The organism is Anaeromicrobium sp. (assembly GCF_025210435.1).
GTDB lineage: Bacteria > Bacillota > Clostridia > Peptostreptococcales > Thermotaleaceae > Anaeromicrobium.
This window is the reverse complement of record NZ_JAOART010000127.1, coordinates 10,958-28,820: the sequence shown is the minus strand read 5'-3', so window position 1 is coordinate 28,820 and position 17,863 is coordinate 10,958. Positions and strand designations below refer to the sequence as shown.

Annotated in this window: 16 protein-coding genes and 1 other annotated feature; of the genes, 3 read left to right on the top strand and 13 right to left on the bottom strand. The window is 29.6% G+C overall.

What is annotated here, in order from left to right:
* Nucleotides 1-603: 603 nt before the first annotated feature.
* A complete protein-coding gene (locus N4A57_RS18675) occupies nt 604-789 on the top strand; it encodes an alpha/beta fold hydrolase (protein WP_442863866.1) in 186 nt (61 codons plus the stop codon).
* Nucleotides 790-851: 62 nt separating this feature from the next.
* The gene (locus N4A57_RS15720; RefSeq protein ID WP_293658990.1) at nt 852-1,463 is read left to right on the top strand and encodes a short chain dehydrogenase; all 612 of its coding nucleotides are present in this window, start codon (nt 852-854) and stop codon (nt 1,461-1,463) included.
* Between the two features lie 128 nt (nt 1,464-1,591).
* Here N4A57_RS15720 and N4A57_RS15715 read toward each other — a convergent pair whose 3' ends face one another.
* Entirely contained in the window at nt 1,592-4,243 is a 2,652-nt protein-coding gene (locus N4A57_RS15715) for a valine--tRNA ligase (protein ID WP_293658989.1), read from the bottom strand.
* Nucleotides 4,244-4,265: 22 nt separating this feature from the next.
* Nucleotides 4,266-4,460: a hypothetical protein gene (locus N4A57_RS15710; protein ID WP_293658987.1), complete on the bottom strand. Its 195-nt coding sequence runs from the start codon at nt 4,458-4,460 to the stop codon at nt 4,266-4,268.
* Nucleotides 4,461-4,498: 38 nt separating this feature from the next.
* Nucleotides 4,499-4,725, bottom strand: a binding site (T-box leader).
* Between the two features lie 131 nt (nt 4,726-4,856).
* On the opposite strand from N4A57_RS15710, the gene N4A57_RS15705 reads away from it, so the two are divergent.
* A complete protein-coding gene (locus N4A57_RS15705) occupies nt 4,857-5,273 on the top strand; it encodes a hypothetical protein (protein ID WP_293658986.1) in 417 nt (138 codons plus the stop codon).
* Between the two features lie 64 nt (nt 5,274-5,337).
* On the opposite strand, the gene N4A57_RS15700 is transcribed toward N4A57_RS15705, so the two are convergent.
* From N4A57_RS15700 to N4A57_RS15650, 11 genes are all read right to left on the bottom strand, one after another.
* Complete coding sequence (locus N4A57_RS15700; RefSeq protein WP_293658985.1) at nt 5,338-6,294, bottom strand: hypothetical protein; 957 nt, start codon at nt 6,292-6,294, stop codon at nt 5,338-5,340.
* A 265-nt stretch (nt 6,295-6,559) separates the two neighbouring features.
* Nucleotides 6,560-7,276 (bottom strand): CBS domain-containing protein, encoded by a 717-nt coding sequence (locus N4A57_RS15695; RefSeq protein ID WP_293658984.1) that lies wholly within the window; start codon nt 7,274-7,276, stop codon nt 6,560-6,562.
* 120 nt (nt 7,277-7,396) lie between these two features.
* Nucleotides 7,397-8,056 (bottom strand): hypothetical protein, encoded by a 660-nt coding sequence (locus tag N4A57_RS15690; protein WP_293658983.1) that lies wholly within the window; start codon nt 8,054-8,056, stop codon nt 7,397-7,399.
* Nucleotides 8,057-8,177: 121 nt separating this feature from the next.
* Nucleotides 8,178-8,705: a CPBP family glutamic-type intramembrane protease gene (locus tag N4A57_RS15685; protein ID WP_293658982.1), complete on the bottom strand. Its 528-nt coding sequence runs from the start codon at nt 8,703-8,705 to the stop codon at nt 8,178-8,180.
* A 1-nt stretch (nt 8,706) separates the two neighbouring features.
* On the bottom strand, nt 8,707-8,922 hold the full coding sequence (locus tag N4A57_RS15680; protein WP_293658981.1) for a hypothetical protein: 216 nt from the start codon (nt 8,920-8,922) through the stop codon (nt 8,707-8,709).
* Between the two features lie 48 nt (nt 8,923-8,970).
* Nucleotides 8,971-9,801, bottom strand: a complete 831-nt coding sequence (locus N4A57_RS15675) for a metallophosphoesterase (RefSeq protein ID WP_293658980.1) — start codon at nt 9,799-9,801, stop codon at nt 8,971-8,973.
* Nucleotides 9,802-9,856: 55 nt separating this feature from the next.
* A complete protein-coding gene (locus N4A57_RS15670) occupies nt 9,857-11,119 on the bottom strand; it encodes a hypothetical protein (protein ID WP_293658979.1) in 1,263 nt (420 codons plus the stop codon).
* Complete coding sequence (locus N4A57_RS15665) at nt 11,116-13,623, bottom strand: DUF2339 domain-containing protein (protein ID WP_293658978.1); 2,508 nt, start codon at nt 13,621-13,623, stop codon at nt 11,116-11,118. The genes N4A57_RS15670 and N4A57_RS15665 overlap by 4 nt, the downstream gene beginning before the upstream one ends.
* A 290-nt stretch (nt 13,624-13,913) precedes the next feature.
* Nucleotides 13,914-15,320 carry a carbon starvation CstA family protein gene (locus tag N4A57_RS15660; protein ID WP_293658977.1) on the bottom strand — a complete coding sequence of 469 codons (1,407 nt, stop codon included), beginning with the start codon at nt 15,318-15,320 and terminating at the stop codon, nt 13,914-13,916.
* 132 nt (nt 15,321-15,452) lie between these two features.
* Complete coding sequence (locus tag N4A57_RS15655) at nt 15,453-16,163, bottom strand: LytR/AlgR family response regulator transcription factor (protein WP_293658976.1); 711 nt, start codon at nt 16,161-16,163, stop codon at nt 15,453-15,455.
* Nucleotides 16,164-17,849 (bottom strand): LytS/YhcK type 5TM receptor domain-containing protein, encoded by a 1,686-nt coding sequence (locus N4A57_RS15650; RefSeq protein ID WP_293658975.1) that lies wholly within the window; start codon nt 17,847-17,849, stop codon nt 16,164-16,166.
* Nucleotides 17,850-17,863 lie beyond the last annotated feature (14 nt).

Below are 17,863 nucleotides of genomic sequence, written 5' to 3'. Positions count from 1 at the left end.
TAGGAGTTGTATAGATTTATGATATGCTGCCAATTAATTTTAGTTGATTCCTTTGCCATAACTAGGACCTCCTTACTTTCTCCTATAATTGTAACAAAGGAATCTTAATATATATATCCGTCAAATCTTTTACGCTTACAACACTACACCCTACTTCTAGTAGTTCTTTATTCATTTAGTTCAACTCCTTAATTTTCAACATTACTACGTAAAAACGTAGTATATCATAAATATTATAGTACTTTTACTTTTCAATATTTTTAATTATAATCTAATCCAAATCATAACACTTGTCAATACGACTAACTAAAATTCAAACTTTTTAAATCTATACAACCTAGCAAAATCAACATTACTACTTTTTTTCATAGTATATCAGATTAATTATAGTACTATTCATTTTCAATTTTAAATACTATACTAAGTTTATCAAAACAAGGATCTATTTTTTAGATGAAAGGAGCAATACAATGAGTCAAAAAATATTAAAGACACCCGAGCATGGTTTTTCAAATTTAAAAGACTATCCATTAAAACCAAACTATATGGATCTCCATGGACTTAAAATGCATTGTGTAGTATGAAAGCGATAAAAATCATAAGGTGATTTTCTTATTACATGGTCAACCTTCTTGGAGTTATCTATACAGACATATGATTCCTCAATTGATCAATGAAGGTTACCATGTTATCGCTCCTGATTTAATTGGATTTGGTAAATCTGATAAGCCAATTCAATCTCGTGACCATTCGTACAGTGCCCATGTAAAAAGCAGAATATTGAATTGACTTAACCAAACGAAATTTTAATTATACAAACAAAAAATTATAAAAGAAAAGGATGATATAATATGAAAATTTTAGTAGTTGGCGGAACAGGAACACTTGGAAGTGCAGTGGTTTCATTATTAAGAAAAGAGCATGAGGTTATTGCAGTTGGGCGATCAAGAGGTGATTATCAAGTAGATATAGAAAACAAAGATTCTATAAAAAAAATGTTTGAAGATATTGGTCCAGTTGATGGTATTATTTCAACAACTGGGGATGGTAAAATGGCACCTTTTCAAATTCAAAGTGATGAAGAGCTTGATCTTGCTATCAATAGTAAATTAAGAGGTCAAATTGATCTTATAAGATACGGTGTACACTCTGTTAAAGAAAATGGTTTTATTATTGTTACTACAGGTACTGCAAGTCACACTTATATGCCGGGGGCTTCTTCAATCACAATGGCAAATGTTGGCCTTGAAGGGTACATTCGTGCAATTAACATTGAACAGTTCAATGGTGTGAGAGTTAATGCTGTAAGTCCATTCTTTATCAAAGAAACAGTTGAAATGATGGGATTTCATGTTCCAAATGCAGTTCCAGTAGCAGATACTGCAAATGTTTATAAAATTGTAATGGATTCGGATGTATCAGGTATCATTGCTGATGTGAATGAGTATTTAAATAGAGGCTAATTTGTTATTATCCACTGGCAATCGTATGTTAAGTGTGCACATAATTCTATATTTTAAAATATAGCCTATATAAATAAAGAGCCTTTAAATATAGAACTTATCCTATATATTCAAAGGCTCCTTTATATTTACTTAATTTTATTCTTCATGCTTTCTAATCTATCTAAAACTTTCTCCATCATAGACTCATACTTTTCTTTTTTAGCTCTTTCTTCTTCTACTACATGGGTTGGTGCCTTTCCTACGAACTTTTCGTTGGATAGTTTTCCATTAACCCTCTTAAGTTCACCCTCTAACTTCTTCTTTTCATTTTCTAATCTTTCAATTTCCTTTTCAAAATCTACTAGATCAGCAAGGGGTAAGAAGATTTCAGCTCCTTCTATAACTGCACTCATGGCATCTTCAGGAATGTCTTTCTTTTCCTTTAATACTAGCACATCAGAGGCACTAGCTAAAGTCATGAAGTATTCACGTCCTGCTTGGATTGCATCATATGCCTTATCAGCAACTACGATTACACGAGCCTTTCTAGATGGAACTACATTCATTTCAGCACGTACATTTCTAATACTTCTTATGGCGTTCATTACTGTATCCATCATTTTTTCTTCTTCTGTAAACTCATATGATTCATCATATGTTGGCCAATCTGCTACTATTACACTACCTGTTGTAGCAGGCATTACTTGCCAGATTTCTTCAGTGATAAATGGCATGAATGGGTGAAGAAGCTTTAATATATTCTTTAGAACTGTAACTAGAGTACATAATGCTGCATCTTTACTTAATCTATCTTCTCCATATAATCTAGGCTTAACTAATTCAATATACCAGTCACAGTATTCACTCCAAATAAAGTCATATACCTTTTGTACTGCCATACCTAATTCAAATTTCTCTAGGTTGTCTGTAACTTCCTTAACTACCGTGTTCATTCTAGATAAGATCCACTTATCAGCTAAGTTTAAGTTTCCTTTAACTTCTTCCTTGTTAAACTCATCCTTGTCTAAGTTCATTAATACAAATCTAGTTGCATTCCATAGTTTATTAGCAAAGTTTCTATTAGCTTCTACCCTTTCCATGTAAAAACGCATATCATTTCCTGGGCTGTTTCCAGTAGTTAAAGTCATTCTTAGGGCATCTGCACCATATTGTTCAATGATTTCTAATGGGTCAATTCCATTTCCTAATGACTTACTCATCTTTCTACCTTGAGAGTCACGAACAAGTCCATGTACAAATACATGCTTAAATGGCACATCTCCCATTTGCTTAAGTCCTGAGAACATCATTCTAACTACCCAGAAGAAAATAATGTCATATCCAGTTACTAATACATTAGTTGGATAGAAATATTCAAGTTCTGGAGTTTTCTCTGGCCATCCTAGAGTTGAGAAAGGCCATAGGGCAGAACTGAACCATGTATCTAGTACGTCCTCATCTTGTCTTAAATCATTGGATCCACATTTACAAGCTTCTGGCTTTTCCTTAGATACAATAATTTCATTACAATGAGCGCAATAGTATGCAGGAATTCTGTGTCCCCACCATAATTGTCTTGAAATACACCAGTCTCTTATGTTTTCTAACCAATGGTAATAAGTCTTATCAAATCTCTCAGGAACAAATTCCGTATCCCCATTTTTAACTGCTTCTATGGCAGGCTTAGCTAATTCTTCCATTTTAACGAACCATTGATCTGATAATCTTGGCTCTACTACTGTAGAACATCTATAGCATATACCTACATTATGGTCATGTTCTTTTATCTTAACAAGTAAACCCATTTCATCTAAATCTTTAATAAGTTCACGTCTACACTCATATCTGTCCATACCTTGGTATTTTCCAGCTTTTTCATTCATCTTAGCTTCATCAGTCATAACTGTGATTTGCTCTAGGTCATGTCTAAGTCCAACTTCAAAGTCATTAGGGTCATGGGCAGGAGTAATCTTAACGCATCCCGTTCCAAAATCCTTATCCACATAGCTATCTGCAATAACAGGAATTTCCCTATTTACTATTGGTAATATTAAAGTCTTTCCTACTAGGTGCTCATATCTTTCATCCTCTGGATCTACTGCAACAGCCGTATCTCCAAGCATAGTTTCTGGTCTAGTTGTAGCTATTTCTACAAACTCATCAGAATCCTTCACTGGATATTTAATATGCCAGAAACTTCCTGCCTTTTCCTCATGCTCAACTTCTGCATCAGAAAGGGAAGTCTTACAGTCTGGACACCAGTTTATAAGTCTATTTCCCCTGTAGATATAGCCTTCTTCATAAAGCTTTATAAATACTTCTGTAACGGATTTATTACATCCCTCATCCATGGTGAAACGCTCTTTAGACCAGTCACAGGAGTTACCTAATTTTTTCATTTGCTTTACGATTCTAGTTCCAAATTCTTCTTTCCAATCCCATGCTCTTTTTAAGAATTCATCTCTTCCTAATTCTTCTTTAGTTTTACCTTCTTCTTTTAAAACCTTTTCTACTACCTTAACTTCTGTAGCAATAGATGCATGGTCAGTTCCTGGTAACCATAATGCTTCAAAACCTTGCATTCTCTTAAAACGAATTAAGATATCTTGTAGTGTATGGTCAAGGGCATGACCCATGTGAAGTTGTCCCGTAATATTAGGTGGTGGCAATACTATAGTAAAAGGTTCCTTTTCATCATTTGCTTCCGCCTTAAAATAATCATTTTCCATCCAAAAGTCGTATATTCTTTGCTCAAAGTCTTGAGGACTATACGTTTTTTCTAAATTCTTTCTTTCCATCCTTCTTCCTCCTTAGTCTTATCTAAAATATTCTTATAAACTCCAAGCTAGCTGGATATTCATTTCTGGTAATAGTAAGAAAACTTAATATACATATAATGAATCCTAAAATCTTTACCATATGTATTTTTTCCTGGCCAAAGAAATTTATAACAAACTTAGGTGTATACCCTAAAAGTGCTCCCATTATAAAAGTTACAATTCCAAAATAAAACATTTTTACCTCCAAACAATAAAAAAACCCTTCATCCTCATAATAAGGACGAAGGGTATTATTCGCGGTACCACCTTAATTTCAGCTTGATTTCAAGCTAACACTTAAATATCTTTAACGGAATCACCCGGTTAAGCCTACATATATATTTCTCAGCCTAACTACTCAAAAGCTACCTTCAGTAAAAATTGCCTTAGGAAATCTTTCAGCCTATGGACTTCCATCTCTAAAAGTTTTTTTACCTACTCTTCTTTATCAATGTATTTAACATAAGTATTTTCAATTAATTATATCTTATTTTATTTAAAAGTCAATATTTTTAACTCTTAATTATTAATATTTTTAAATTTTTAATCATATTATGAGTATAGTCATATTCTTATTTATGAGGAGTTTTGTATGAAAATAAAATTATTTAAATATTTTTCTTTATCATTAATAGGATTAACCTGTTGCCTAGTTGGTAGTATACTACTTGATAAAAGCCACAATCTATGGTTCGTTGCCGTATCATCTACAACATATCATTTATTATTACTCCAACGCCTAGCTAACCATACTATAGTTGGTATATTATTAGCATTCATAGGCTTTATAACTTTATTTTATTGTATTTTTATGATTGCAAAAATACTGCAAAACCACTGGTCCTATATTAACAGCCACATTAGATATTTTGTAATAGTGTGGATATTCCTATTAGTATTTACAGTTTTGTCTAATGCCATACTTCTTCATCAAATATTAGGATATATATTTATGTTTTCCATAACTACATTTTCTATCTACTTGATAGTAGGATATTTTAATAGTTAAATCCATGGAAATATAAACTTGCTGTACTTTTTATTTTTAATGCCATCAATATTCTTTATAACATTTACATTCCTAATTCCTTTTGAAATCCATTATAAATACCATTTCTATATTCTTGAACTTCATCTGTAAGTTTATAATTGTTTTTCTCAAGTAATTCTATGTACTCTTTTAAAGTTTGTATAAACTTACTATCAGTATCATTTAAATCTAAACTAAAATAACTTTCCTTTAATTCTTCATTTAGTCTCTCATCCATATAATCAAAGGCTGGAGTATTACTTTCTCCAAAGATAGATGCCATAATATAGAATAAGTATTGCTTCTTTATGTCCTCAACCCTTGGAAAATCAGGATACTTATTTATAAATTTTTCATGATTTAAAGCCCTGTCTAAAACTTCTTTCCAAGAAATAATTAGTGCTGCATCTGAAGATGAAATATTATTTGTCTCTATGGCTTGAAGTTCTATATACTCCTTCATGTCCTCTGACACGTGGGGAATATATTTTTTATAAAACTCAAAGTCTTCAATAGGATAATAGCTACCTTCTGTCATAAAAATATTATATCCACTATCCTTTATTTCCTGTAAAAAGTTTTTTAATTCCTCATCCTCTACCCTGTCAATCTTATCCAATGTAAAAGTATCATCTAATTTTTCAATCATTTTTTCTTGAATATTTACTTCAAAAAAACTATCTACTCTATCTTCTATCTTTCTTCTTTGAACTTGTTGGATTCCTAAAACCAATCTAGTTCCATTTTCTTCTGATAATCCTTCTATGTTATTATCTACAAACTCTATAATTTCCTTTTCAGTAATCTCTGCCATTACCTTATCAAATTCTCTCATTATATTTTCTTGCTCTTCTTCAGATTTGGTAACTTTTTTTTCTACTATTTTATTCTCTGTTTTTATCTTTTCATCTACTGTATTTTCACTTATGGTATTCTTTCCTCCACACGCTGTGGTAAAGGCTAGTGTTAATGTCACTATTAGTATTAACTTCCTCTTCACTTTTGTAAACCTCCTCAAATTATATGGCCTAAATCCTTATTTAATTTATATTCAAATTAATCTTAATCATATACAAGATACAAAGGACAGTCCCTCTATTGTAACATTTTCCTCCACCCATGACCATAATTATATGTGTATGAAATGAAAAAAAAAATTTCTAAAATAGTTCTCTAATTATAGACTCTATTTTAGAAAATTTTCATTTTATCTACTAGCCAATTTTATTTCAAAGTTTCTCATGGTCATACCAATATTCCTATGATCAATCTATTTTATTAAACAAATCCCATTCCGTTAGTAACCCTAAAAGTCTACCCTGTTTAGTCCCATCTGAAGTTATAAATAATGCTACTAACTTGTGATTATCTTTATTTCTTTTCTTGAAATATTTTTCTGCATCATATACATTTAAATTTTTATCAGCAAAATCAAATTGCTCTTTTCTATTATAATCTAATTTTGTAAATTCCATTAACTCATCCATTGTTGTATCCTTTGATATGGAATAATTCTTTGTATTTGCTAAATAATATATGAGTACATTCCCATTAAATATTCCAACAACATTTTCGTTTTCTACGATAGGCACTCTAGATATAAGTAAGCTTTCCATAGCCTGCATAACATCTATAGCTATACTCTTTGGTGATGCCACTAACAATTTGGACCTATGGGTACATATATCGTATACAGTTAAAGGATTTTTGAACCTATTTAAAATACTTTTGTATCTTTCTACTACTTCTGCTAGTGGAACTGCTATTGCTTGTCCTACTCCTGAAATCGTATCATGTACTATACAATTTCTTAATCTAGCATATTGCTTTAAAACATCTAAATTTCTAGCTATTAGATCACTTTTCTTGGACAATATATCTAAGGCTTTCATATGAGATATGTGTTTATCTAATTTTAATGTGTTTTTTATCTCCCTATCTAAATCATTATATGTTCGAATGAATTCATCAACTCTGTTCATATAAACCTCTCCCCTATCATAATCAAAGTGATTTTTATATATATACCCATTAAAATCATATAATCACATATTTAATACATATAACTTTTTTAATACTTGTAATTTAATAAATTTAGGTATTTAGCTACTATACTCATATTTTTTCTTAGGTAGTTCTTTTCTAAAAAAATTATGAACTTTTTCTTTATCTTGTTTAGATATTTTTAAAATTAAAGTTTCAGAATCCATTCTAAAACTTAATTCCTGGTATTCTAAAGAATCATTTATAATCTTTTTTTCTCCCCATACAATCTTTCTTATTTTATTCCACTTATATTGTTTTGTGAGAGTATATACTCCATCTTCACATATCTCATTTTTTTCTAGTGCTAAATATGTAGATTCTATACTTATAATTAACCATATAATCAATTGATAAATCCTGCTAATGGCAATTTGTAAAGCAATCACGCTAGAATGGTATTTTTTCATATTATTTTCTCTAAAAAAGTCCACTAACTCCTTTAAATATTCTTTATTCCATATATCATAAAAGGAAACTATATATTTTGAAGTAAGTACCAAATTCCCCCTATTTAAATAAGTGGCCACACCCACAATATAATCTATCACTATTAAAAAACTTACAATTGCCAAAATAAAATGTAGATTCCAAGCTATTGATGCCTTCACAATAACTTTTTCCCTTCTTCTATGTTTTTTATATATTCTAATTAGTAGTAAAGATATTGTAAAAACAATAAGTACACCGTATTTCATAAAGATAAAATCAAATCCCACGAATCATCCTCCCTATATAATTTAACATTCATTTACTCACAAATATTTTAAAATATAAATTAACTGCCCTCTACTTTCACTCCAATTTAGAATACATCTTATGAACCATTCCCTATCATTATTAATGAGACAACAAAAGTCCTGTATATGAAAATATAATAGAAATCATATTTAAAAAGCTATGTATTAAAGTAACAACTATATATTCATTCTCCTTCTTTTTAGTGTAAATTGAAAATGAATATGCTAATATTATTCCTACTACAAATCCACTAATAGCATAGTAGATATTATAAATAGCATAGTAGATATTATAAATAGCATGTGCCAATCCAAAACACGTAGCAGAAATTAAAATAGTTAAAATTTCTCTATCCTTAAGCCATTGAAATTGTCTACTTACTGTGAACACTAAAGACTGAAATATAAATGTCTCAATTAAAGGGGCTAATACTATGGCATACAATATTTCTTCAAAGATATTCTTATAACCTGATTTCCCCAACTGTGAGAAATTGACACCTTTAATAAAGTATACAATATTTAATAAAATAATAGAACATGCATACCCTACACATGCCATTAATAACACATATTTTACAGTTTCCATATTCTCTATATAATCTCTAATTTTCTTTATTCTACTCACATCATTCTCCCCTATTTCCCTCTATCTTTCTGAGTATCTCTTCCATGGTGTTTTCTATTCTCTTAATTTTCTCTTCATTTGCTCTTAATCGTTTAGGTAGTTTAACTAACACATTGTAAATAGCCAAACCTATCCCTATTATGATTAGAAAGTTTATAATTTGAAATAAAGCAGTCCATCCAATTTCTATCATACTTGCTTTAACTGAAATTGCCACTGAACATTCCCCCTCTTCTTATAAAAGCAATTAATCTTCTATAATATTCTAATTATTTTTTAGCTTAACAATTATAATCTCTGGTCTATTAAATAATCTTTGAGGAGCAATACTACTATTTCCTAATCCTCTACTTACAATCAATATACTATTTTCCTTTTTATAAATTCCATCTGTGTATTTAGGAAATAATCCCTGATGTGGTGAAAATAATCCTCCTATAAAAGGGAGCCTAACTTGTCCCCCATGGGCATGTCCCGAAAAAACCAAGTCAATATTTTGTGAACTATATAATGAAAATAACTCCGGTCTATGACTTAACAAGATTTTAAATTTATCATCTTTAATTTCATTCATAACATCCTTAAATTTAATTTCAAATTGTTTATATTCTTTGTATTCATTAGAATATTTTCTAGGATCATCAAAGCCAACAATGTATATACTATCATTCCCTTTATTAATCTTGTAGTATTTATCATCTACTATTGTTACTTTACAGTTCTCAATCCTTTTTCTAAGTCTACTGTACTTGCCACTTCTCCATTCATGATTACCTGTCACATAATATACGGGTGCTATTTTTCTAATTTCATTTAGTAATCCAATTGCAATCTCTTCATTATAAAGTCTACTATCTATTAAATCTCCAGTAAAAACTATAATATTGGGATTTACCTTTTTTATAGCTTCTATCAACTTAGGATTTCCAATTTTTTTATTATGGAAATCTGATAGATGGACAATAATATTTCCAGAAAATCCATCTGGAATTTTAGAAGACTTTATATCTATTGTTCTCACTGACAAAGTGTTATTCTCATGGTATAAAAAAACTAATACAACCAAAATCATACTAAAAATTAATATTGTTTTCATTTTACACACATCCTAATATTAACAACTTCATATTTCTTATTTATCTTTTTTCTAATTAAACATCTTTAAATCCTGATTTTTTAATTATTACTACTAAAAGGAATATGGAAATTAGAGTAATTATTACATTTAATATGATGTTATAATCTATTTCTGTATCTTCTTCTATATTTTTCACATCTCTTTTCTCTAAATAAGATAAACTACAGATTTCTTGATTTTCTTTTTCTATATGATTTTTATAAGTTTGTATATCATAATCTGGTCTTTTCTCATCTTTGTTATAAAATAAGACTTTATAATTATTACTTCCATCATCTTTAAATACTACTTTATCTATATAATAGGTTACCTCTATTTCTTTTATCCCTATGGGTTTATTGTCTTTATTGTCTATGAGTATTTTTATTTCATCTAGGAAATGAGTGGATTTTGAAAACTCATTTAATCTTATATGGTTTTCCTCAGCTTTAAAATTTTTAAGTTTTATTTGATATATTTCTCCCCTATTAAACAAATTAAAGGCTTCTTCCCTATGATTCCTATAATAGAGAGAGTAATTTCTTTTAAAGTCATCATCACTAACAATCTTTATATCTTTTATCCTAAGATGATTTTCATTATTTAAAAGTATGATTGTTTCTTTCCCCTTATTTTGAACCTTATAATCTGCCCTTTTTCTTTTTTCATAATCCTTGTATTCTACTTCTCTTTTATTAAATATGATTTTCGAATCTTTTATGAAAGTTTCTTCCACATCATTTATAAGTACAACCCTATAATAAGTAAACTTATACACATGATCTAATGATACACTCAATTTTTCTGCTTCATTTGTTCTATATATATTATCATTTTTTATGAAATCCCATTTTTCATTATCATAACTTCCATAAACTTTCATATCCTTCAAAAAATAATCCTTTTCTACTTGAAATTCTAACTCATTTCCTAATACATCCACATTTTCTTCCTTTGATACAATTTGAAAGTCCACATATTGGTGATTTTTCTTCATATAAGATAGTATTTTTTTTAAGTCATATTCAACATTTACTTCTCTTTCACCCATTAAATATTTATTAAAAATATAATAAGGTATAAATTCATTTTTATCATTTATTATTCTAATATCCGATAAGTCTCTTTTAGCGTATCTATATACTTCCTCATCTAAGAAAAATCCTTTGTATTCATCACTCCTACTATGATTAATTTCTTTTGAATAGACCCAACCATCTAGACTTTCTTGCCCAAATCCTGTTAGGTTCATAGAAAAAATTAATATGAGTATTAGTCCTACTGATATTTTTTTCATTCTTCCTTTAGACCTCCCATACTATTTTTTAGTTTATGATATATATATGATATTCCAATTAATACTACTCCAAAGGAAAAATATGCAACAATCTTTCCTGTTGTATTTAAAAATGCAAGATCAAATATAAATAGCTTTCCTGTTGAAAAGATAGACAAGGCCAATCCAAACCTTCTCAAAATCATAAAATTTTTCTTAAATCCATATATTACATAAAGAAATGACATGGTTAATAAGAAAATACTTATTATAAGGCTTATATTATCTAAATTAAATTGATTAGTAATAAGTATAATAGTTGCACCTAGAATATATATGGCCATAGACATTGGATAAAACTCCACACTAATTCCCCTTTTTTTAATAAATCTCCATGTTAAATCCTTTATACTCAAAAGGACAAATATATTATATAGTATAAGAATTACTATTCCTATAACCCTGTAATTAGAATTTCCCACTCCATATCCAATTTTATAAAAGTTCATTGTAAAACCTAGTAAATCTACTAAGATATAAAAACCTATATATATTTTATTCACTACTTCATCTTGTATAACCTTTATTCTAGATATGAAATGAGCAAATAATCCTGTCACTAGGGCTATACTTATTAAAAAATAAAAATTCTCATATACTTGAATATATTCATCATAAATTACCCATGTAATCCTCATAAAATATATCCATGTATTCATAATGGTAAAGTATTTATAATAAGTCAGTAACTTGCCTTTCCTAGTGTATTTAAATAATTCACTCTTATTTAGTTTTCCCACATACAATGAAAGGACATATATAAGTCCTAGACTTATTAAAGTATATCTTAGGGTAAAATACTTAGTAATGGCCATTTGCATAAAGTCTATTATTATAAATCCTAATACACATAAACCTAATATGATCCAACCAGCAAATTCCATTTTTTCAGCATCTCTTTTATTTCCATAATATTTATTAGCATAATGAATCATTAAAATACCTTCTATTAACCATCCTAATGATGCCCATCCAACTCCAAATTGAAAAGGTATCATTAAAATACTAAATGTCATGGCAGTTATGTAGAACAATCCCTCAATAGATTTCTCCTGCGAAGCACTTTTACGAATAAATTGGCCTAGTCCTAAATATATGAGGCCATATATTAATGCAAGTAAGCCCTTATATGAATAATATCCTCCCACTTGAAATAATGCATATACAAGGAAACAATTAATCACAGTATTTAATCCTAATAAAGCCACGTCTACTTTCTTTAGTTTTATTTTTTCTCTTATAGGATAAACAAGGGTTATTGCCAGATACATTATAAAAATCATTACCCCGTAACATATACTAATAATTTTGCTAGGAGATTTAAAAGCTAAATATATAAGACAAGGAATATTTAGTAAAAAACTCAGATAGTTTATATAAACCCACCTTCTTTCTAATGAAAGGCCTAAAACTAATAGATTCAAAATAAACAAATATCCCATAACTATATAAACAGAAGTTCCTGATATACCTTGGGTAAATACATAAGTAAAAAATGGTAAATATCCCCCCACAAGGGATATTCCACATATTGTTCTAGATGTATACCTTTTAGATAAGACTAATGAAACCATAGTCACAAGAATAGATAAAAATATACTCACTGGCATGGTTAATATATTTAAAATAAAATAACTACTAAATACAGCAAGGTATAATACCCCAATTCCTCCACCACTTAATCCAAGGGCAAACAAATTTTTATCTTTTTTATTAAACCATTCTCCCACACCTAATAGTACTGCTCCTAATAAGAATCCTGAGATGGCCTTCATATATTCATTAAACCAGGTTGAATATGTATATTTCATACCAGTAGCAACACCTAATAGTACCAAAATGATCCCTGCTTTATTTATCCAGTTAATTCCTATCTTAACTTCTATATCATTATATTTTTTCTTTTTCTCTAGAACCTCATGGCTAACACCTTCATTTTTAAGTTCATCATATTCTCTTTTAATCTCTTCAAAAAGACTGTCCTTTTCTTTCTCAATTTTTTCCTTTCTTATTGCAATTTTCCTCTCAATTTCTTTTTTCATCATATCTATTTGAGAAAAAATTTCTTCTTTTTCTTTCCCTAATTCCTTTTTAGCTATGATTTCCAGTTTTTTTACTTTGTCTTTAGCAGACTTTTCTAAGGTTTTTAACTTGTTTATATTTTTATTAGTTTCATCTTTAAAATAAATGTCCATCTTCCTTTTTGATCCATTCAAAATACCTATTTTTTCATTAATCATTTGTTCTTTTAACGAAGCCTTTAGACCCATATTATCTCCTATTAATTGAGCCTGCCTCTTTTTTATTTCACCTAAAGATTTTTTATAATTATTAATTTCTTTTCTTAGCTCAATATTTTCATTTATTCCATGGTCTATATTTAATTCTTCTACAAGGTCTTCGTATTCCTTTAATATGTTTTTTTGATTAACTAAAAGATCATGAATCTTATTTTTAATCTCCACAATATCCACTCCCAATACATTGAGGCTTTCATACCTCTAAATTATTTAGGCATATTTAAAAAATAAATCAGTCATTTCACTGGTTATTTCTTTCATATGCCTTAACTCAAAAATCTCCTTTCAATAGGGTGTTTTTCCCATACCATATTAGTAAGTCATATATTACTAAATATCATAATTCCATATTACAACAATGTAATAAAATTTACAAATTACATATTATATGTAGTTTGTATTAAAAAAGAGCTAATAGTAATATTACCATTAGCTCAAAGTGAGATTATCTATTTCTATGCAATTCTTTTATCATATTCCTTTGCTTTTTTCATGAATAATCCAAAGAATACTATTGCTACTACAATACCTGCTATATTTGAGAATCCTGCTCCTAGTTTTAGACCTTCTTTAGCTTGTAGTATATAAGCTGATGTTACAGCACTCATAAAAGTTGCTGGTATTGTACATATCCAGTGGTTTTTCTTGTTCTTTAGAAGATACATAGCCGCTGCCCAAAGTACTATCATAGCTAGTGTTTGATTTGACCAAGAGAAGTATCTCCAAATAATACTAAAGTTTATTTGAGTTAAAGCTATACCTACTGCAAATAATGGTATTGCTATGATAAATCTATTTTTAATCTCTTCTTGCTTTAAGTTAATAGCATCTGCAATTACTAATCTAGCACTTCTAAATGCCGTATCTCCAGAAGTTATAGGGCAAGCTACAACCCCTAATAGTGCTAGTACTCCACCTACAGGTCCTAATAAGGTTGTAGATATTTCATTTACTACTACTGCAGGTCCTCCATTTGCAAGGGAAGCCGCTAAACCTTCCGTTGATCCAAAGAATGCCATGGAAGCTGCTGCCCAGATTATAGCTATAATACCTTCTGCAATCATTGATCCGTAGAATATTCTTCTTCCTTCACTTTCTTTTCTCACACATCTAGCCATAAGTGGTGATTGGGTTGCATGAAATCCTGATATGGCTCCACAGGCGATTGTGATAAATAGAAATGGGAATATGGAAGTAGATTTAGGATGTAGATTAGCTAAAGTAATCTCTGGGATATTGTATCCTCCCGTTACTATACCAAAGGCAATTCCCACTGCCATTATTAATAATGATGCTCCGAATATTGGATATATTTTACCGATTAGTTTATCTACTGGTAATACTGTTGCTAATATATAATAAATAATTATGATTCCGACCCATAAACCTTTACTCATTGGAGTTAAGTTGCTAAGTAGTCCTGCTGGACCCATTACAAATACTACACCAACTAATATTAACAATACTACAGAAAAAACTCTCATTACCTGTTTAGCCGTGTCTCCTAAATATATACCTACTATTTCAGATACACTTGTACCCTTATGTCTAATTGATAACATACCTGTTAAGTAATCGTGAACTGCACCTGCAAATATACATCCAAATACAATCCATAAAAATGCCACTGGTCCCCAAAGTGCCCCTGCTACTGCACCAAATATAGGTCCTAATCCTGCAATATTTAAAACCTGAATTAAAAATATTCTTGGCCAACTCATGGGAATATAGTCAACACCGTCTTCCATTGACATGGCTGGAGTAGGATTATTGTCATCAATGGAGAAAACCTTTTCCACAACCTTACCATAAACAAAATAACCTGCTACTAACAATAATATTGATATGAAAAATGTAGCCATAATTATCACTCCTTTTCTATTAGTCCTTATGATATTTTAATTGTATCCTATTAAAATAAGAAAAGGTTTGTTGCCTACATTAAATAACATAATCTTTACATGAAATACATTAGTGTCTACATTAAAGTTTACTTACAGGCTTAAAATTCTTTTAAAATTCTTAATATTTTTTCTACTTACTGGTATGTCCACATTCATATGCTGGAGTCTAACATTATAAGTATTATTAAACCAAGGAATAATTTCTTCTATTTTATCCAAGTTTATAATATATGATCTGTGACTTCTAAAAAAGTTTTCCTTTGGAAGCTTTCCTATGAAAGTAGAAATTTTATCCTTAGCCATATATAGGTTATCTTTAGTATATACTTTAGTTTCCCTTTCGCTTGCTTCACAATAATAAATATCCTCTGGATTTACTGCAACTAGTTTTTCTCCCCTATTTAATACAATCTTACAGCATTTATTTGATTTTTTAAGTATTCCATTGGTTCTCTCTAACTTCTTTAGGGTATGGATTATCCTTTCTTCTGAATAGGGTTTTAATATATAGTCAAAAGCTCCCACTTCAAAGGCGTCTACAGCATAATCCTTGTAGGCTGTTATGAAAACTATTTTAGGTTTTTTTTCAAATCTACTTATTATCTTTGCAAAGGACATACCATTTAAATTAGGCATATTTATGTCTAAAAATATAATATCCACTTCTTTTTTTTCAATAAACTCTAGAGCTTTAACAGAAGATTCAAATTCTTCTAGTATATTTATAGAACTATATTTATCTATAAAGTATTTTAATTCTTCTCTAGCTGGATACTCATCTTCTACTATGATTCCTCTCATCTAGGGAGTTCCCTCCTTTACATTTTTATGAATATAAAACCATATTCTAGTTCCATCTTCCCATTTTTCTATGGTAAGGCCTTTCCCATAAATACGCTTTAACCTATTGTGTACATTTGAAAGGCCCACACTTCCAGCCTTATTTTTACCCTGATATATTTTTTTAACAACTTCTTCATCTATACCTATTCCCTCATCCTTAATCTCTATTAAAATCTTATCCTTATCTTCTTTAACTTTAATATGAATTTTTCCACTACCTTCCTTTTTAAGAATACCATGTTTTATGGCATTTTCAACTAAGGGCTGAATAGTAAGGCTTGGTATTTTAACTTCTTCTTTAATAGTCTTTATATCATATATTATTTCTATCTTGTCTTTGTATCGAGCTTGCTCAATTTGGACATAAGCCTTTACTTGTTCTAGTTCTTTATTTAAGTCTACAAATATATTTTCATTCTCAATATTATATCTCAAATAGGTAGACAGATTTACTATTAATTCTCTGGCCTTATCTGGATTTATTCTCGTAAAGGATACTATAGTGTTTAGGGCATTGAATAAAAAGTGAGGATTTATCTGTGCTTGTAGAGCCTTTATTTCCGATTTATTTGCCATATTTTTCATATGCTCTATTTTACTAAGTTCAATTTGAGTAGATATTAGTTGAGATAATCCCTTCACTAGCATTATGTCCCTATGACCTATACTATTTTCCTTGTCATAGTAAATTTTAAGTACTCCTATTACTTTATCCCTTTCCTTTAGGGGAACTACTACTGCCGACATTAAGGGGCAATTTTTATACTTACATTCTATTTCACTTTTAGTATTTACTATTTCTATTTTATTTTCCCTTATGGCACGTTTTGTAGCTTCTGTTACCAGGTCCATGCCTACCCTATGATGATCTGCCCCTGCTCCCACATGGGCCAGTATTCTAGTAGTATCCGTAATAGATACGGCCATGGCTCCTATGGATTCTTTTATTATACTACAAGCTTCATTTAATGATTTTTCATTTACTCTTCTAAAGTGGGGTAATGTTCTATTGGCTATTTCTAAAGCCAGCTTAGATTGTCTTGCTCCTATTGATTCTTCCGTATCAAATATATTTTCTGTAAGAAGTATTATGATTGCTATACCAGCTCCATTGGCAAACATCATAGGTAAGTATATAAACTTTAAAATATCTATTGCTAAATGAAAAGGTCTAGCCAATATTAATATTAAAAGAGCACTTATGTTTTCTATTATTACTCCAGCCACAAATCCATATAACCATTTATTTTTCCATGTGGATTTTTTGTATGCAAATCCTGATATTATTCCCCCTATAATTGTGGCTATGGCACAAGGCAGTGATGTTATTCCACCAATATCAATTAAAAGTCTATGAAGACCTGCTATTATTCCTGCTATTATTCCAACATAGGGACCACATAGAATTCCCCCTACCATTACTCCTACATTTCTCGTATTGGCTATGGCTCCTTTCACATTAACCCCCACATAAGTTCCTATTATTCCCAATCCTCCAAATAAAACTCCTAGGGTAATAATGCTTATATAACTAAGTTTTTCTTTCCTTATGATTTGAGCAAACACAGGAAGCCTAGATATTAAAAAGGCTACTACTATTATATATCCTAAATTATTTAAAAAATGTTTAAACAAATATATCATAATGAAAAATTCTC